The organism is Paenibacillus sp. R14(2021) (assembly GCF_019431355.1).
In the GTDB taxonomy this organism is placed as follows: Bacteria; Bacillota; Bacilli; order Paenibacillales; family Paenibacillaceae; genus Paenibacillus_Z.
Map to the genome: position 1 here is coordinate 5109435 of NZ_CP080269.1, position 16298 is coordinate 5125732.

Annotated in this window: 18 protein-coding genes; 17 read left to right on the forward strand and 1 reads right to left on the reverse strand. The window is 52.3% G+C overall.

The annotated features are described in order from the left end of the window. Positions 1 to 38: 38 nt before the first annotated feature. Positions 39 to 485 (forward strand): antibiotic biosynthesis monooxygenase, encoded by a 447-nt coding sequence (locus KXU80_RS28220; RefSeq protein ID WP_258171492.1) that lies wholly within the window; start codon positions 39 to 41, stop codon positions 483 to 485. Between the two features lie 112 nt (positions 486 to 597). Here KXU80_RS28220 and KXU80_RS23695 read toward each other — a convergent pair whose 3' ends face one another. Then, positions 598 to 1101 carry an Rrf2 family transcriptional regulator gene (locus tag KXU80_RS23695; RefSeq protein ID WP_219835583.1) on the reverse strand — a complete coding sequence of 168 codons (504 nt, stop codon included), beginning with the start codon at positions 1099 to 1101 and terminating at the stop codon, positions 598 to 600. Positions 1102 to 1313: 212 nt separating this feature from the next. Here KXU80_RS23695 and KXU80_RS23700 point away from each other — a divergent pair, with 212 nt between their 5' ends. The 16 genes from KXU80_RS23700 to KXU80_RS23775 all read left to right on the forward strand — a co-directional run bounded on the left by KXU80_RS23700 (position 1314) and on the right by KXU80_RS23775 (position 16296). Further along, positions 1314 to 1757 carry a carboxymuconolactone decarboxylase family protein gene (locus KXU80_RS23700; protein ID WP_219835584.1) on the forward strand — a complete coding sequence of 148 codons (444 nt, stop codon included), beginning with the start codon at positions 1314 to 1316 and terminating at the stop codon, positions 1755 to 1757. Positions 1758 to 1810: 53 nt separating this feature from the next. Continuing rightward, on the forward strand, positions 1811 to 2446 hold the full coding sequence (locus KXU80_RS23705) for an FMN-dependent NADH-azoreductase (protein ID WP_219835585.1): 636 nt from the start codon (positions 1811 to 1813) through the stop codon (positions 2444 to 2446). A gap of 11 nt (positions 2447 to 2457) precedes the next feature. Beyond that, on the forward strand, positions 2458 to 3378 hold the full coding sequence (locus KXU80_RS23710; protein WP_219835586.1) for an EamA family transporter: 921 nt from the start codon (positions 2458 to 2460) through the stop codon (positions 3376 to 3378). 82 nt (positions 3379 to 3460) lie between these two features. Then, positions 3461 to 3922, forward strand: a complete 462-nt coding sequence (locus tag KXU80_RS23715; RefSeq protein WP_219835587.1) for a carboxymuconolactone decarboxylase family protein — start codon at positions 3461 to 3463, stop codon at positions 3920 to 3922. Between the two features lie 68 nt (positions 3923 to 3990). Then, the gene (locus tag KXU80_RS23720) at positions 3991 to 4686 is read left to right on the forward strand and encodes a YjjG family noncanonical pyrimidine nucleotidase (RefSeq protein WP_219835588.1); all 696 of its coding nucleotides are present in this window, start codon (positions 3991 to 3993) and stop codon (positions 4684 to 4686) included. A gap of 170 nt (positions 4687 to 4856) precedes the next feature. Beyond that, positions 4857 to 5357: a 2,4'-dihydroxyacetophenone dioxygenase family protein gene (locus tag KXU80_RS23725; RefSeq protein ID WP_219835589.1), complete on the forward strand. Its 501-nt coding sequence runs from the start codon at positions 4857 to 4859 to the stop codon at positions 5355 to 5357. 145 nt (positions 5358 to 5502) lie between these two features. Further along, a complete protein-coding gene (locus tag KXU80_RS23730; RefSeq protein WP_219835590.1) occupies positions 5503 to 5955 on the forward strand; it encodes a hypothetical protein in 453 nt (150 codons plus the stop codon). A gap of 331 nt (positions 5956 to 6286) precedes the next feature. Then, positions 6287 to 8416, forward strand: coding sequence for a GMC family oxidoreductase (locus tag KXU80_RS23735; RefSeq protein ID WP_258171131.1), 2130 nt, complete (start codon positions 6287 to 6289; stop codon positions 8414 to 8416). A 149-nt stretch (positions 8417 to 8565) separates the two neighbouring features. Then, on the forward strand, positions 8566 to 9300 hold the full coding sequence (locus KXU80_RS23740; protein WP_219839208.1) for a DUF817 domain-containing protein: 735 nt from the start codon (positions 8566 to 8568) through the stop codon (positions 9298 to 9300). Positions 9301 to 9714: 414 nt separating this feature from the next. Then, positions 9715 to 10452 carry an IclR family transcriptional regulator gene (locus tag KXU80_RS23745; RefSeq protein ID WP_219835591.1) on the forward strand — a complete coding sequence of 246 codons (738 nt, stop codon included), beginning with the start codon at positions 9715 to 9717 and terminating at the stop codon, positions 10450 to 10452. A 373-nt stretch (positions 10453 to 10825) separates the two neighbouring features. Continuing rightward, the gene (locus KXU80_RS23750; protein WP_258171132.1) at positions 10826 to 11836 is read left to right on the forward strand and encodes a LacI family DNA-binding transcriptional regulator; all 1011 of its coding nucleotides are present in this window, start codon (positions 10826 to 10828) and stop codon (positions 11834 to 11836) included. Between the two features lie 27 nt (positions 11837 to 11863). Continuing rightward, on the forward strand, positions 11864 to 12688 hold the full coding sequence (locus tag KXU80_RS23755; protein WP_219839209.1) for an ABC transporter permease: 825 nt from the start codon (positions 11864 to 11866) through the stop codon (positions 12686 to 12688). A gap of 33 nt (positions 12689 to 12721) precedes the next feature. Beyond that, the gene (locus tag KXU80_RS23760) at positions 12722 to 13753 is read left to right on the forward strand and encodes an ABC transporter ATP-binding protein (protein WP_219835593.1); all 1032 of its coding nucleotides are present in this window, start codon (positions 12722 to 12724) and stop codon (positions 13751 to 13753) included. Positions 13754 to 13781: 28 nt separating this feature from the next. Continuing rightward, positions 13782 to 14993, forward strand: coding sequence for an extracellular solute-binding protein (locus KXU80_RS23765; RefSeq protein WP_219835594.1), 1212 nt, complete (start codon positions 13782 to 13784; stop codon positions 14991 to 14993). Next, the gene (locus tag KXU80_RS23770; RefSeq protein ID WP_219835595.1) at positions 14990 to 15832 is read left to right on the forward strand and encodes an ABC transporter permease; all 843 of its coding nucleotides are present in this window, start codon (positions 14990 to 14992) and stop codon (positions 15830 to 15832) included. The genes KXU80_RS23765 and KXU80_RS23770 overlap by 4 nt, the downstream gene beginning before the upstream one ends. Further along, positions 15832 to 16296 carry a hypothetical protein gene (locus KXU80_RS23775; RefSeq protein WP_219835596.1) on the forward strand — a complete coding sequence of 155 codons (465 nt, stop codon included), beginning with the start codon at positions 15832 to 15834 and terminating at the stop codon, positions 16294 to 16296. Before KXU80_RS23770 ends, KXU80_RS23775 begins: the two co-directional genes overlap by 1 nt. Positions 16297 to 16298: the final 2 nt, after the last annotated feature.

Genomic DNA, 16298 nt, shown 5'->3' on the forward strand with positions numbered 1-16298 from the left:
AATCCTTTATCAAAGAAGAAGAGAAGGAGCTGAGCGGCATGATTCTTGTGGAAAATCGTATTGAGGTTAAAAAAGGGTTTGGCGAGGCTGTCTTGGAACGTTTCCGTAAACCGAAAACGGTTCATACATTTGATGGATTCGTTCGCATGGATGTTTTGCACAGCGTGAATGAAGCGGGCAACGATGAAATTCGGGTATGCACGACTTGGAGAGACGAGCCATCGTTCCAAGCTTGGGCGAGCAGCCAATCCTTCAGCAGTGCTCATGGCCGTCGTCCCGAGGAAACGGAACGTTCGGAGAGCGAGAAGTCTTCGGGACATCCTCATGGTGGATCGCAGCCATCGGAGTCGAATGAAGGAGGCACCATTATTGGCAATAAAGTGACGATCTATGAAGTGTTTGCCTCACACTTGCCTGAAACAGCAGCAGATGTCGCCGTTCATGCTGCAGCAAATAGTAAAGCAGACTCGGCAGTCAATTCTTAAACGAGCTGCAGTCTGGACTCCGATAATAAAAAAGCGACAAGAACCTTAACAACAGGTTTCTTGTCGCTTTTTTCATGCATTTTTTGGGTCGAATATAGATGAGTTCGCGCGGTCAACCTTTGTAGCTGCTGGCAAAAAACTCACGCGTATCTTGAAGCGATTGTGGGGTTAATACACGGCTAAGCTCTTCTTTCAACCATCTAAGCGACTTCTTACGCAAATTCGTCCGCATGCTTTCTTCGGCGTCAAGCATGGCTAAGTTGATCACGCACGGTGTGGCCATTGTGCATGTTTTAAAGTCTTCATCCCGGCAGAGATAGCTGTTATTTTTGATGTTTTTACATTGAAAAAGCGATGGAGCGCCTTCGACCGCATCAACGACATCCCAGAATGAAATATCTGCTGCGGGTCTGGCTAATTTATAGCCCCCGTTGACGCCGGGGACGGAATTTACGATGCCTGCTTTCGTTAGTTTTCTAAAAATCTTCGAAAGATAGGTTTCCGAGATTCCTTGAAAACTGGAAAGCTCCTTAATCCCGATGCTCGCATCAGGCGGAATATCGATTAAATATACTAAGCAATGCAGTGCATATTCGACACCAATACTATACTGCATGCAATCACCTGCTTTCTAGAGGTAAAGGTTGTTCTTAATCATCTTAGGTGGATTTAAAATCCTTGTCAAATTGGAGTGTCCGAATATACCGGAGCACATGACTCATGATTTGTGATTGACAGCTGCAAAATAAATGGCTATATTATAGACAAGATCAATCCTGGATATATGTTGTCGACGATTGATCAAAATTCGTTCACGGGGGAATCACGATGAAGGTCAGATTGAATTATGTCAGTGCAAGCCCAGAGGCGCTGCAAACGATGCTGAAGTTTGAAGGGTTTATCAAGAAAAGCGGGCTGGATGCGAATTTATATGAGCTCATTAAAATCAGAGCATCGCAAATTAACGGGTGTGCGTTCTGCATCAACATGCATACGCGGGACGCTCGGAAAATAGGCGAGACGGAGCAGCGGATTTATTTGCTTAATGCGTGGCGTGAAGCTCCTTTCTATACCGACAAAGAAAGAGCCGTGCTTGAACTTACGGAAGCCGTAACCCGAATTTCCGAAGGAGGCGTGCCGCAGGATTTGTACGAAAGAGTACGTGCACACGTGGATGAGGCCGAATATGTGGTCATCATTATGGCGATCAACACCATCAATGCATGGAACCGAATCGCTATTTCTACAGGGATGTTCCCGGAAGAGGAGTAAAGAGAAGCGTGCTAAGACATCTTAGAACGCACCAGGTCAAGGAGGTATCCAACATGGCAACCGTTCTATATGTAAACGCACACCCGCTTGATCGGAGCGTATCCCATAGCTTGTCTGTAGGTTACGAATTTCTACAGGCTTACCGGAGAGCAAATCCTGAGGATGAGATTGTTAATCTGGATCTCTGTTATATGGACATTCCTCAATTAGATGCCGATGTATTGACGGGCTGGAATCAATTGAAAAGCGGCAGCTCGCTCGATCAATTAAGCTCGGGTGCTCGGGCGAAAGTAGTCCGGTTGAGCGAACTGGTGGATCAGTTTCTCGCTGCGGACAAAATCGTCGTCGTCAATCCGGTATGGAACTTCTTATTCCCTCCCGTATTGAAAGCCTATATTGACGCCATATGCATACCGGGGAAAACAGTCGATTATACGCCAGCAGGCCCGATCGGTTTAGCTTCCGACAAAAAGCTGCTTCATATTCAGGCATCCGGCAGCGTGCTGTCGGAGGGCACTGCGGCTGCATTCGAGTTCAGCCACCGCTACTTGACGGCGGTAGCTCAGTACATGGGCATACCTTCCATCGAAGTGATTTATGTCGAGGGTACGGGAAGAGCGCCTAATCAAGTAGCAGCGATGAAAGAACAAGCCATCCGACAAGCGCACGAGCTTGCTGCGAGCTTCTAAGCCGGTTCGGTATGAAATACATGTTATTTGTTTTAGCCGGGGCATGCTGCTTTGGTTTATTAGGAACTTTCGTCAAGAAAGCTTATGAAACCGGCTTTAATGTTGGCGATGTTGTCGGCAGTCAAAACCTGTTCGGCGTGGCGATGTTATGGCTATTGGTACTTGTGACCGCGAAATCAGCGAAACGATCCGAGGCTTCGCAAACCGCCCACGTAACATGGCGTCAGGCGCTCGTGCTCATGACCGTAGGCACAACGACAGGCTTAACCGGTATGCTGTACTATTCAGCGCTCCAGTATATTCCGTCTTCATTCGCGATAATCTTATTATTCCAATTTACGTGGATGGGAATCCTGCTTGAAGCCGTGGTTGAACGCAAACGTCCTGGCACACGTACGGTGTTATCCATTATCGTCTTATTCGCTGGCATACTAATGGCAAGCGGCTATGTGGGCGGAAGTCATAAGGGAGTCTCCTTGATCGGCATTTCACTCGGTTTGTTGTCTGCAGTTACCTACACGCTCTTTATTTGGTTTAGCGGGCGAACAGCCAAACATGTCGCTCCGATCAACCGAAGCGCGATTATGTTGTCCGGCTCGTTTATTCTCGCCATGTTGGTGTTTCCGCCGCATTTTATTATAGATGGTTCTTTGTACAAAGGTTTGTTGCCTTGGGGGCTTCTGCTTGCGCTCTTCGGTATCGTGATTCCACCCTTGTTCTATGCCATTGGCGTGCCGCGCGTTGGCGGCGGACTCGCTTCAATCTTGAGCGCCGTTGAACTGCCGATGGCCGTCATGATGTCGTACGTCGTGCTGAATGAGAACGTCGGCTGGCTGCAATGGCTTGGCGTAGGCATCACAATGTGCGGAATCGCGCTGCCGCAAATCATGAAACGGAGCAGCTTCAAGGTCTCCGAATCATACAAGGCATAACAGGGGATACTTTGTCCCGAAGGAAGATGCTGAGGTACAGAACTTATAATCCAATAAAAACAAAACTGAAGGAGTGTTATCGATGAAGGAAAGACTGAATTATATGAAAGTACAGCCGGAGTCCCTGCAGACGCTATTGAAATTGGAAGGGTACGTGAAGAAGAGCGGTCTCGAAGAGAAGCTGGTCGAGCTGATTAAAATTCGCACCTCGCAAATCAATGGCTGTGCGTTCTGCATAGATATGCATACGAAAGACGCGCGTGCCATGGGTGAGACGGAACAGCGCCTCTACCTGCTGAACGCATGGCGTGAAGCGCCATTCTACACGGATGCGGAGCGGGCTGCGCTTGCATTGACGGAAGCCGTGACCAAGATCTCGGATGCTGGCGTGCCGCAGCATTTGTACGAGCTGGTCCGGAATTATTACGACGAGAGCGAGTATGTCGATTTGATTATGGCGATTAATGCGATCAACTGCTGGAACCGCATGGCGATCTCCACAGGCATGGTGCCAGGCGAATATCAGCCGGCTGTTCGTAAATAACCAGACCATTAGACGAGTCCCTGTGCATCAACGATGTACGGGGACTCGTCTATACTTTAGGGGGACCTATGAGCTATCAAATTCTGCTATTTGATTTGGATGATACGTTGTTGGATTTTGGCGCATGTGAGGCGGAGGCGTTAAACCACCTGTTTCACGATCACGGCTATACGTTCTCGGATGAGTTATTCCATGTCTATAATGCCGTCAACAAACAGCTGTGGGCGGATTATGAGAGCGGAAGGATTGGTTTGGATGAGGTGCTAAACACGAGATTTTCAGAAACGATGTCGAGACTGGGAAAAGACGTGGATGGCATGGAATGGGAGAATCGGTACAGAGAGCTGCTGGGCAATGGAAGTCAGCTCCATATGGAAGGAGCATTGGAAGTTTGCCAGCACTTATCTGCCTCCCATCGACTGTTTATCGCTACTAATGGCATAACGGTTACCCAGATCAAGCGATTGAAGCAGTCGGGTTTATTTGACTTTTTTGAAGCTATATTTGATTCTCAGAGCATTGGCTTTCAGAAGCCGTCAACCGCGTTCTTCGACTACGTCATGCGTCATATCAAAGACTTTAATAAGAAGCAAGCGCTTATGATCGGCGATTCGTTAAATACGGATATCAAAGGCGGTAATCTGTCAGGCATTGATACCTGCTGGATTAATCGTAAGGCGCATGAAGGTTCTGCAGAAATTCGCAGCACGTATACAATCACGAGCTTGTTGCAATTATTCGATATCGTTTCGCCGAAGAAATAGCCGCTGCGGGTTTAATAGAAAGCCAGTCAAATCATGCGGTTGATTTGATTGGCTTTTTCGACGTGGGGAGCATCTAAGGGGGATTACATCTAAACGATTTGTGGGTGATGCATGGATATGATGCTGCTATAATTGGAAATTAGAGGAATGAAAAACAAGGAGGTCAAGCAATGAGTAGATTAGTTGAAGATTCAGTTATTCGGTTTGCTGAAAGGTTTCAGCTGCCTGAAAGAATCTTTCATATTGATGAAATACCGTGGATTCCATTTGATAGGGGCATAAGTAATTGCTTTTTCAAACCGTTGAGATTCGATTTAAATACAGGAACATGGATATATTTATTTAAGATAAAGAGTAATCAAACCTTAACACGTCATAGACATACCGGTGGAACAGTTATCGGATATAACATTCAAGGACAATGGAGATATCAGGGTAGAGAATGGATAGCAAGGCCGGGCACTTTTATTTTTGAACCACCTGGAGACATACATACATTAATTACTGAAGATGAAGAGGTTATAACATTATTCATATTAGGGGGATCATTACAATACTTTGATGAGGATAATCAAATCATAGGACAAGATGATATTTATACCGTTTTGAAGAAATATAAGGACTATTGCCAAGAAAACGATATTCCAATAAGGGATGATTTAATATATTAGAGCAATCTTGCGGATTGCTTCGATGTCCGGGACATCAGTCAAGAACGTCGAGGCGCAAATTTGCTCATCTGGACGAGAAATTCCAGAGCGTACAGTGGCAATAGAAGAAGGGGAAACACCGACGATCGGCGGAGGAGTGAGTTACTTGAAGCGTTTAATTCAATTACTGATATGGATTACATTCCTTCTAAGCGGGTGTACGTTACATGCTTCCCGTTATGCTGGCATTGAAGCAAAGGATATCTTATCGAATACAGAACGATCTCATGCAGACCTTCTCTATGAATTTAAGGGGTCAACCGAGCATTGGGCAGCTAATTATATAATTTACAGGGAAAAGGGCCAAGAAAAATACGTAGATCGATTTTTTCTCAAATACGTAGATAAGTCTTCACAACCAAAGGGAGAAATACACTACGCCTACAAATCAGAAGCAGGTGGAGGAGACGGCAATGTGCCAGCTAACTTCTCTAAAGAGGGAATATATAACTTAGGGCAATCAGGAGGGATCGGAATGATCCCCAGGCAAGAATCAACCGTAAAGATTCAGATCCAGTGGAATGGACATTCGGAAGAGATTGAACTGAAAGGAAAGTAGAAGCATTCGGCACGGTATTGCGATGAACTCATAAAAATAAAAACAGGGTTTGCCAGCTGTCCTCCCAATCTTCACGGATGCAATGACAGCCTGGCAAACCCTATGTTCGACTTCGTTAGCTATTAAGTCTGTTAGCGTTTCCTTACTTATCCATCATTTGAAGCAGATCCGCAAGCACTTTGGCTGTTTTGCCTCTTATCGTGTACTTGGCAGGCGCAAACTGATTGTTCGGCAGGCCGTGAGCTGTCAACGGTTGATTTAACCGCTTTCATCGTATATGTTTGACCTGCGTACTATTAATTGAAGCAATAGGATTGGATGGTGTTGAACGATGATGCACGAGGGCCGGAAGGTATTTTCGACTGAAGTACAAGCAGTTCTGAAAGCGGTTTCCGATCGAATGGTTCCGGAGGATGAATGGCCATCGGCGTCTCGTGCGGGTGCGCTGACCTACTTGGCGCGTCACGCCGGCGAGAACCCTGCGGTCTGGACGACGCTGATCGAGCCCGGATTGCTCGTGGTGGATGCCGAGGCGGCAGCTCGCTGCGGACGGTCCTTTGCCGAGCTGCCTGTAGAGGAGCAGGACCGTCTGCTGCAGGATGTACAGCAAGAGCGCGTTCGGGATTGGCCGGTAACGCCGAGGCTGTTTTTCGACACCTTGTTGACGCTCGTCATCGAAGGCTACTATGGCAATCCCGAAGCGGGCGGGAATGACGGCGGCAAGTCATGGGACATGATCGGCTTCCGCCCGGGCCCGGTTCCGGGAACAGCTGCGCCGGTCGAGGAAACTGACCTGGCGCAGCGCGCCTTCGACCAGCTACGGGACCGCTACGATGCGGTCGTGGTTGGCGCTGGTGCCGGAGGCTCGGTCGCCGCGGCCGTGCTCGCGGAAGCGGGACTCAGCGTGCTTGTCATCGAGCGCGGAAGCTGGCTGCGATACGGCGAGGTCGGCAGTGATCACCTTCGCAACCATCGGCAAAGCAAATACGGCCACAACACGGGCCCTTCGCTCCTAGGCAACCCCCGGACGATGCTCGTCGGTGGGGAAGAACGCATCACCGCACCGATCGAAGGCGATTATCATAATAACGCGATGACCGTGGGGGGCGGAACGAGGGTTTACGGCGCGCAGGCATGGCGGTTTCATCCGGAGGATTTTCGAATGGCGACGCGATATGGCGTTCCCGATGGCAGCTCGCTGAGCGATTGGCCGATCAGCTACCAGGACCTAGAACCCTATTACGAGCGCGCCGAGTGGGAAGTCGGCGTCTCTGGCGACGGGAATGCTCATTCCGGGCGCGGCAAGCGGGGACGCCCTTATCCGATGCCGGCATTGCCGGCAACGAAGGAGGCGGAACGTTTGGCCCTTGCGGCAGCAAAGCTGGGATGGGAGGCGGGTCCTGTGCCCTTGCTTATCAATTCCGTTGAACGCGACGGCCGTCCGGCCTGCGGACGCTGCGGCCAGTGTGTCGGGTTCGCGTGCCCCACCAATAGCAAGAACGGCGGCCATAACACGATGCTGGTAAGAGCGCTTGCTACCGGTAACTGCGACTTGATCTGCGAGACCATCGTGGAACGCGTCGATACGGAAGAAGGCAAGCGTGCCACCGGGGTTCGCCTTGTACAGGAAACGGCGGGCAAGGTCCAGCGCCGGCAGGTGCGGGCGGGGCATGTGATTGTCGCCGCCGGAGCCATTGAAAGCGCGCGTCTGCTGCTGGGCTCAGCGAGTGATGCGGAACCGGACGGGATCGGCAACCGGTACGGCCAAGTCGGACGAAATCTGCAGGGCCATGTCTACGCTGGCGCATACGGCATTTTCGATGAGCCGATTCAGGACGGCTTGGGGCCAGGAGTCAGCATCGCTACGTTCCGCTTCGACCACAGCGGCGAAGCCGGGATCATCGGCGGCGGATTGCTGGCCAACGAATTTACGCGGCTGCCGCTTATCCACTGGAATCGCGCGCTTGCGCCGGATGCGGCCCGCTGGGGAAGCGCAGGGAAGGAAACCATGCGGGATACCTTCCTGCGGACGAGTCAAATTCAAGGCCCGATTCAGGAAATCCCGACCGCTGCGTCGAGGGTGCGGCTATCCCCCAGCGTGAGAGACCGCTTCGGTATCCCCGTCGCGCAGCTGTCCGGCCAGGTTCATCCCGAATCGCTCCGCGCGTCGGCCATGCTGGGCGAGCAGGCCGAGAAGTGGCTTTGGGCTGCAGGAGCAGGCCGGGTATGGCGGACCTATGCAGGCGGCGGACTGAGCGGCGGGCAGCATCAGGCAGGTACGCTGCGCATGGGCAATGATCCGTCGACATCCGTCACCGACCCCGCGGGGCGCGTGCATGGTTACGACAATCTCTGGGTGAGCGACGGCTCCGTGCATGTCACGAACGGCGGCGTCAATCCGGTGCTGACGATTCTTGCCCTGGCTTTCCGCACGGCGGACAACGTGGTGAAGCAAGGGTAAAGCGGCTGCTTATCGAACGCGATGTGACTTAATGGAATAAGCAACGTAATAGATATAGAGGGAGGTTGTTATAGAAAGGATAGAGAGTTGAGGTGATCACCGCGCGGAAATCAATCATACAATTTCTGCATTTTGGCTATCAACAGGCAATGAGCTGTATATTCCCTGTCGCGATTTTTGGAACCTTAGCGTTATCTAACCTCATTGAGGTGCCAATCATTTACCGGTATGATGTCGTTCTTCTTATCCTGCTTGCCGTACAATATTTCATGTACCGCGGCGGATTGGAGACCTACGATGAGCTTAAAGTTATCGGCATGTTTCATGTCATCGGATTGCTGCTGGAAATCTACAAAGTCAGGATGGGATCGTGGGCGTACCCTGAACCTGGGCTGACGAAGCTGCTCGGCGTACCGCTCTACAGCGGATTTATGTACGCGAGCGTGGCCAGCTACATGTGCCAGGTCTGGCGCAGGCTGAGGATGGATATGACCGGATGGCCCGGGCTTCGTGCCGCGGGACTGCTGGGCGGCGCGATCTATCTGAACTTTTTCACGCATCATTTCATGCCTGATATACGTTGGTGGCTGACCGCGCTTGTGCTTATCGTCTTCTGGAAAACGTGGATTATTTACCGAGTGCGGGATAAGACGTACCGAATGCCGTTGACGCTGGCCTTCTTCCTTGTAGGTGTATTCATCTGGTTAGCCGAGAATATCGCGACGTACTTCCAGGCTTGGAAATATCCCGACCAGTACCATGCTTGGCGTCTGGTTAGCATGAGCAAGATCAGCTCGTGGTTTCTTCTCGTCATCATAAGCGTAATCATCGTCGCTCAGCTGAAGCATGTGAAGGCCAACCGGACCACGTTTCGATCGTCGTGACGGCTCCCGAGCAGACAGTGCTCGACATTCGCGTTTTGTCTTCGTGTAGTTCGCTGTTCGACGGTTGAGGGGGCTTCCTGAGTAGAGATGATTTATGTTCGTTGAACGCGGCATTCCTGACAATGAGTTCTAACCCGCCGGAGATTCGCATTTCGGCAGCCTTAGTTTTTTGGCATGAAGCGGACTGAAATGCCCGCGAGTTTATGCTGATGATGTACAACGTATACAGCCGCTTATAGCTGCAAACGAATAGCAGGGCGCAACGATGAAACATCGTTGCGCCCTGCTATTTAATTTGAAGCGTTTTCGTTCGCATGGTAGCGACCCCAATTGGCGCGGGAATCAGCCGTGAATCGCCTTGTTCTCGCAGATATGCTAAGCTTGTCTAAACGACCAACTTGAGAGGGGATTCTCATGAACGGTACTCAGACGTTAAGCAGGGCGCTTGATATCTTGTTTGCGCTCTCGGAGAGCAAGGACACGCTGACGGTCAGCGAAATTGCCGAGAAGGTATCGATACCAGAAAGCACGACCTACCGTTTCTTGCAAACGCTGGAGCAGAACGGCATCGTGGAGAGAAGGGGCAAAAGCCAGATTGGGCTTGGCCTGCGCATTCTGGATTTAGCCCGAAATTTGAGCCAGCAGGTGCATCGGAACTTATTGGCTACGGCGCTCCCCATTATGGAAGAATTGACGGCCAAGACGCAGGAAACCTCCGTCCTGCTCGTTCGGATGGGCTCGAATTGCGTCTGTATCCAGAATGTTCGCAGTCAGGGCCTGCTGCAGTTCGCGGCGGAGAACGGCCGCGTGCTGCCGCTCACGACCGGCGCTCCGGGCAAATGCCTGTTGGCATACGAAAACGAGCGGATCTTCGAACGCGTAACCGCTGAATTGCTGATGACTGCCGAAGAGAAGCAGCAGCTGCACGAGGAGTGTCTCACCATTAAGGACCAAGGCTTCAGCATTACGAACGGAGAGGTAGATTCTCATATCTACGCCATTGCGGCTCCCGTTCTCGATTCGCATGCCGTCATCGTAGCGAGCTTATCGATCGCGGGTCCGAACTTCAAAAACAATGCGGAGTATGACTCCCAAATGGCCGACTATGTCAAGGAAGCGGCGGAGCAGCTGTCGCATCGACTAGGGAACTAACCTGGGAGCGGCCGGGCATGGCGAACGATAGAAGGCTGAGCCCTGCATATTCGGACAGCCCTTATTAGGCAAGAGAACCGGGGCGCATGCCTCGGAGCATAGCAGCGGACATGAACTAAAAAACAGCCTTGGCGAGCGAGTCGCTAAGGCTGTTTCTTGTTGTTCAGCTGACCCTGTCCCAGCGGCGATTTGCGCCGGATCACACGGGTTACGCGCGCAATTCGGCCGTTTTTTTCGTTTTCGCTCACGCAGCGGCGATTTACAATACATTATTTTCAGATTAACGCAGCAGTAACACTACTTCTCTATTCTATGGATGTGGGAACGGTCTCAGTGTGGGAACGATCCCATGCGTACGAAAGGGAGTGCAGCGTTGGATAATCCGACCATCAAAGAAATCGCCCTGCGTGCCGGTATTTCCAAGTCCACCGTTTCGCGGATTATCTCCGGTAAAGGGTACTACAGCAGCGAAGCACGCGATAAGGTGCTGAGACTGATCGAAGAATTGCAGTACAAACCGAATGCGGTGGCGCGGGCGATGGTCTCGCAGCGAACGCACAACATCGGCGTGCTGCTGTACCGAAGACACCATCCCATCGCTTCGCATCCGTTTTACGGCAAAATTCTCGATGCCATTCTCATGGAGGCGGCAGGCTTGAACTACTCCGTATTCGTCACAACCGACCATGAGATGTCCTATCGCTCCGCCGATTTCATGATGGAGAAGCGGGTCGACGGACTTATTCTCATCAGCCGTCTCCAGCAGAATGTCATTGATTACATTAAGAACTTCGGCGTTCCCTACGTCATGGTGAACGGATCCACGGATGTCGACGGCGTCATCCACATCGTCAATCAGGATGAAGAAGGCGGACGGATGGTCGCCGAGCATCTCAAAGGGACGGGGCATGAACGAATCTTCATCATCGCCGGACCTCAGTCGCATCGCAGCCATTATTTGAGGCTGAGCGGCTTTAGGACCTACATGGAACAAGCAGGCCTTCCAATTCCGGAAGCTTCGGTGCAATATGCATCGACGTCAACCTTCGGTGAGGGCTATGCCATTATGAACCGGTTATGGGGCATGTTCCGAGCGGGGCGTTACACGTCGATCTTCGCTACCAACGATATGATCGCGCTCGGCGCCATGAAATTTCTGCTGGAGCAGTCGGTACGCATCCCGGAGCAAGTCTCGGTCATCGGCTTCGATGATATTGACTTCGGCGCCATGTTCTCGCCGTCGCTGACGACCATCCGGGTGGACACCGAGGAGATGGGAACGCAGTCCGTACGCCTCCTGGACAAGCTCATCCGGCAGGAGCCGGACATCGATCATCCGAAGCAGCTCATGCCAAGACTTATCATTCGCCAATCGACCAACTAACGAGCTTCGAAGGGAGTGGCACAAGCTATGCGCTGGTATTTCAAAGCGTTAGGTGCAAAGAAAATCATTGAATTCATTATTCTCGTGCTGTTCGTCGTCTTCTTCCTGGGGCCGCTGCTGAACTTGGCCATACTGGCCTTCACCGGCAACTGGTCTTACCCGGATGTGCTGCCGCATCAATGGTCGCTCAAATGGTGGACGTTCGTATTCAAGCAGGAGGATATCGCCAAATCGATCGGCTTGTCGTTCATTATCGCGTCGCTCGTAACGGCGCTTTCCATTGTCCTGTGCATTCCGGCGGCGTACGCGTTCGCGCGCATTCGCTTCCCGTTCAGCCGATTCTTCTTGTTCTCGTTCCTGCTCACGCATGCTTTTCCGAAAATGGGACTGTACGTATCGATCGCCGTTCTCTTCTACAAGCTGGGCTTGATGAATACGCTGCTTGGCGTCATCTTGATCCATATGATTAACGTGCTCATGTTCATGACTTGGATTCCTACCGCTGCCTTCCGCAACGTGCATAAGGCGCAGGAAGAATCGGCTAGAGACGTCGGGGCCAGCCCGTTTCGCGTGTTTCGCCGGATTACGCTGCCAATGGCGCTGCCGGGCATTCTGGTTGCTTCGATCTTCACCTTCCTGAACTCGCTTGACGAGGCGCAGGGAACCTTCCTGGTCGGTATTCCGAATTACAAAACGATGCCGATCGTCATGTACTCCATCATCAGCGATTACCCGGCCTATGCCGGCGCTGTATTCTCGATCATTCTGACGGCGCCGACGATCATTCTGCTGCTGGCCGCCAAGCGGTTCGTGAGCGCAGATGTCATGTCGAGCGGCTTTACGCTCAAATAAAGACGCATACAAAGCTTGATCTAGGAGGCCCATATGGACATTCAGCTATCGATCCGACAATTGTCAAAACGTTACCATACCGGTGAAGGCGTAACCGGCATCTCGCTTGATGTGCATAAAGGCGAGCTCATCACGCTGCTCGGGCCGTCCGGCTGCGGCAAAACGACGGTGCTTCGCAGCATCGGCGGGTTTCTCGATCCGGATTCCGGCGAAATTCTCATCGAAGGCGCAAGCGTGCTGAAGTCGCCTCCGGAGAAGCGCCCGACCTCCATGGTGTTTCAAGGCTACAATCTATGGCCGCATATGACGGTGTTCGAGAACCTGGCATTCGGTCTTAAAATACGCAAGATGAAGAAAGCCGACATGGAGAAAGCCGTTGCGGAAGTGCTGCAGCTGGTCCGCTTGCCCGGCTCGGAACGCAAGTATCCTGGCGAGCTCTCGGGCGGACAGCAGCAGCGCATCGCGCTTGCCAGATCCCTGCTGCTCAAGCCTGCCGTCCTGCTGCTTGACGAGCCCTTCTCCGCGCTCGACGCCAAGCTTCGTCACGAGATGAGGGAGGAATTGAGGGAGATTCAGGCGGAGACAGGCCTTACGATGGTATTCGTTACGCATGACCAGGAAGAGGCGCTGTCCATCTCGGACCGGATCGTCGTCATGAATCACGGCAATATCGAGCAAATCGCATCGCCGCAAGCGATTTACGATGAACCGAATACGCTGTTCGTTGCGCAGTTCATCGGCAAAATGAATTTCTTGAAAGGGGTGATTTCGGACAGCCAAGCTGCCGTAGGGAGTATGAGGTTTCCAAATTCGAAAAATCTGTCCGGCCCGGTTCGACTGGCCATTCGGCCTGAAGATGTCACGATCAGCGTTCAAGGCGATGACGGCTTGCCCGGCGTCATCAAACAGGTTATGGTCCTCGGCCATTATGCCGAAGTGACCGTTCAATTGCCGGACTATGGCACCATGCGTGCTTTCATGCCGAGGGATTTCGTTAAAGAACTGCATTCAGGTCAATCCGTTCACGTCCATTTCAAGAAAGTGCTCACTTATCCGGAAGTCTAAAACCCGATCTGCCAAGGAGGCAAAAACAATGTTCCGTAAAAAAACCGCTCTTACGTTAATGACTCTTACGACCGTTACCGCAGCTATGCTGACGGGATGCGGCAGCAGCAGCGACAGCAGCACCGCGAATACCGGCGCGGCGAACGGCAGCACGGCAAACGCCGGTACAGCAAGCGGCAACGCAGCCCAAACGGATGCCTCGGGCAAGCCGGTCGAGTTCAACTTCTACTTCACGGGCTCTGAGAACGTTAAGAATCTGTGGGACACGATCGTGCCGATGTTCGAGAAGGAGCACCCAGACGTGAAGGTTAACGAAGTGTACGTGCCATCGGGTACGGGCGCACAGCCGACCTATGACCGGATTCTCGCGGCGAAACAGGCGAACAAAGGCTCCGGCGGCATCGACCTGTACGAGGATGGCTTGTCCAACGTAACTCAGGGCCAGAAGGATGACCTGTGGGATACGCTGGATCCGGCCAAAATCACGAACCTCTCCTCCGTCGACGCCAATACGCTGAAGGATGTCTCCAGCTTGGCTGTTCCGTACCGTTCTTCCGCCGTCGTGCTTGCCTATAACAGCGAGAAGGTGAAGACGCCTCCGAAATCGCTCGACGAGCTGTTCGCATGGATCAAGGCGAACCCGGAGCGCTTCGCTTACAACGATCCGTCCACCGGCGGATCCGGCAGCTCTTTCGTCACAACGACGCTGTACGACAAGCTGTCCGAAGACGCGATCCACAACACCGATCCGAGCATCGAAAAGCAGTGGGACAAAGGCTTCGAGACGCTGAAAGACCTTGGCAAGTACGTCTACGGCAAAGGCATCTATCCGAAGAAGAACCAAGGCACGCTGGATCTGCTGATCAGCGGCGAGGTCGACATGATTCCGGCATGGTCGGACATGGCGCTTGAGCAAATCGGCAACGGCCAACTGCCGAGCACGACCAAAATTACGCAAATTTCGCCGGGCTTCAACGGCGGTCCGACGTATCTGATGGTGCCGAAGCTGTCCGACAAGAAGGATGCCGTTAACGAATTCCTGAACTTCGTGCTGTCGCCTGAGGCGCAAGCCGTCGTAGTGACCAAAATGCACGGCTTCCCGGGCATCAAGCTGTCGGATATGCCGCAGGACATTCAAGACTCCTTCAAGGGCGTAGCTGAAGGCTTCCGGACGTTCAATATCGGCGACCTGGACAAAGATATTAACAAACGCTGGCAAAGCGATGTAGCAGCGCAATGAGCAAGCCGGTAAAAATGGGGATACTGGGATTGATTCTGGTCATCCCCTCTTTTCTTCTGCTGTTCGTTACCGTGGTCATGCCGATTGCCCTCTCGTTCAAGGAAAGCTTGACAAACAAGGAAGGCGGCTACGATCTGTCGAATTATACATTTCTGTTCACGGATAAATTGATGCGCGCCAACATCGTCTTCTCGCTGGAGGTGACGCTGATTTCGGTCGTCATCGTACTGCTTATCAGCTATGCGCTGGCCGCGTACATGCGGTTCAACAGCGGCAAGCTGGCGGCATCGATCCGGAATATGTATATGATTCCGATCTTTATTCCGTCCGTTATCGCGACCTACGGCTTGATTCAGCTGCTGGGCAACCACGGCTGGGCAGCCAGATGGCTGCTGCTGCTGGGCGGCGGTTCGATGCCGCGCATTATTTTCGATATGAAAGGCATTATCATCGCGAACCTGTGGTTCAATATTCCGTTTACGACGATGCTGCTCGGTTCGGCGCTGTCGGCTGTCCCGAATTCGGTTATCGAAAGCGCGAGGGACGTCGGCGCGGGGAAATTACGTCTCTTCATTCGGTTCATTCTGCCGCTGACGTACAAGACGCTGCTTGTGGCGGTGACCTTCGTCTTCATGGGCGTCATCGGCTCCTTTACCGCACCGTTCCTGCTTGGACCTAATGCGCCGCAAATGCTGGGCGTGTCGATGGAGCAAATTTTCGGCGTCTTTCAAGATAAGCAATCGGCCGCGGCGCTTGCGTTCTTCACGTTCCTGCTCTGCTCGTTCATGGGCTACTTCTATATTCGCAGTATGATCAAGGAAGAAGGTGCGCGCTCCTGATGAAACGACTGCTGCTGGAAGCCGAAGGACAGATACAGCCCGTCTGCGCCAAGACGCATATTACGTACAGCTTTCATCTTGCCGAATCCGGCGGCAAGCTGTGGATCGAGTTCGCTTACGAGCCTAAGAATCTGGAGGACCGGGAACTCGCCAAGACGCTGATTGCAGCAGGCATCGGCAGCTATACGGAAGATAGTCAGCGCGACCGGCTTCTGGCCAATTGGGAATCCTTCCTGCCGCTCAAAAACTTAATCACCGTATCCGTGGACGATCCCGAGCGGCATCGCGGCGCCGGGCATCGGCATGATCCCGAGCAGCTGCTGTTTATCGGCGAGGGCGAGGCTTCGCCGGGCTTCGTGAGCGACAGATTGAATGAAGGTTTGTGGCGTGCCACGTTAAGCCTGCATGCGATCGTGACTCCGAGCTGCCGGTACCGGCTGCGAATTCATCATGAGGAGGCATAAGC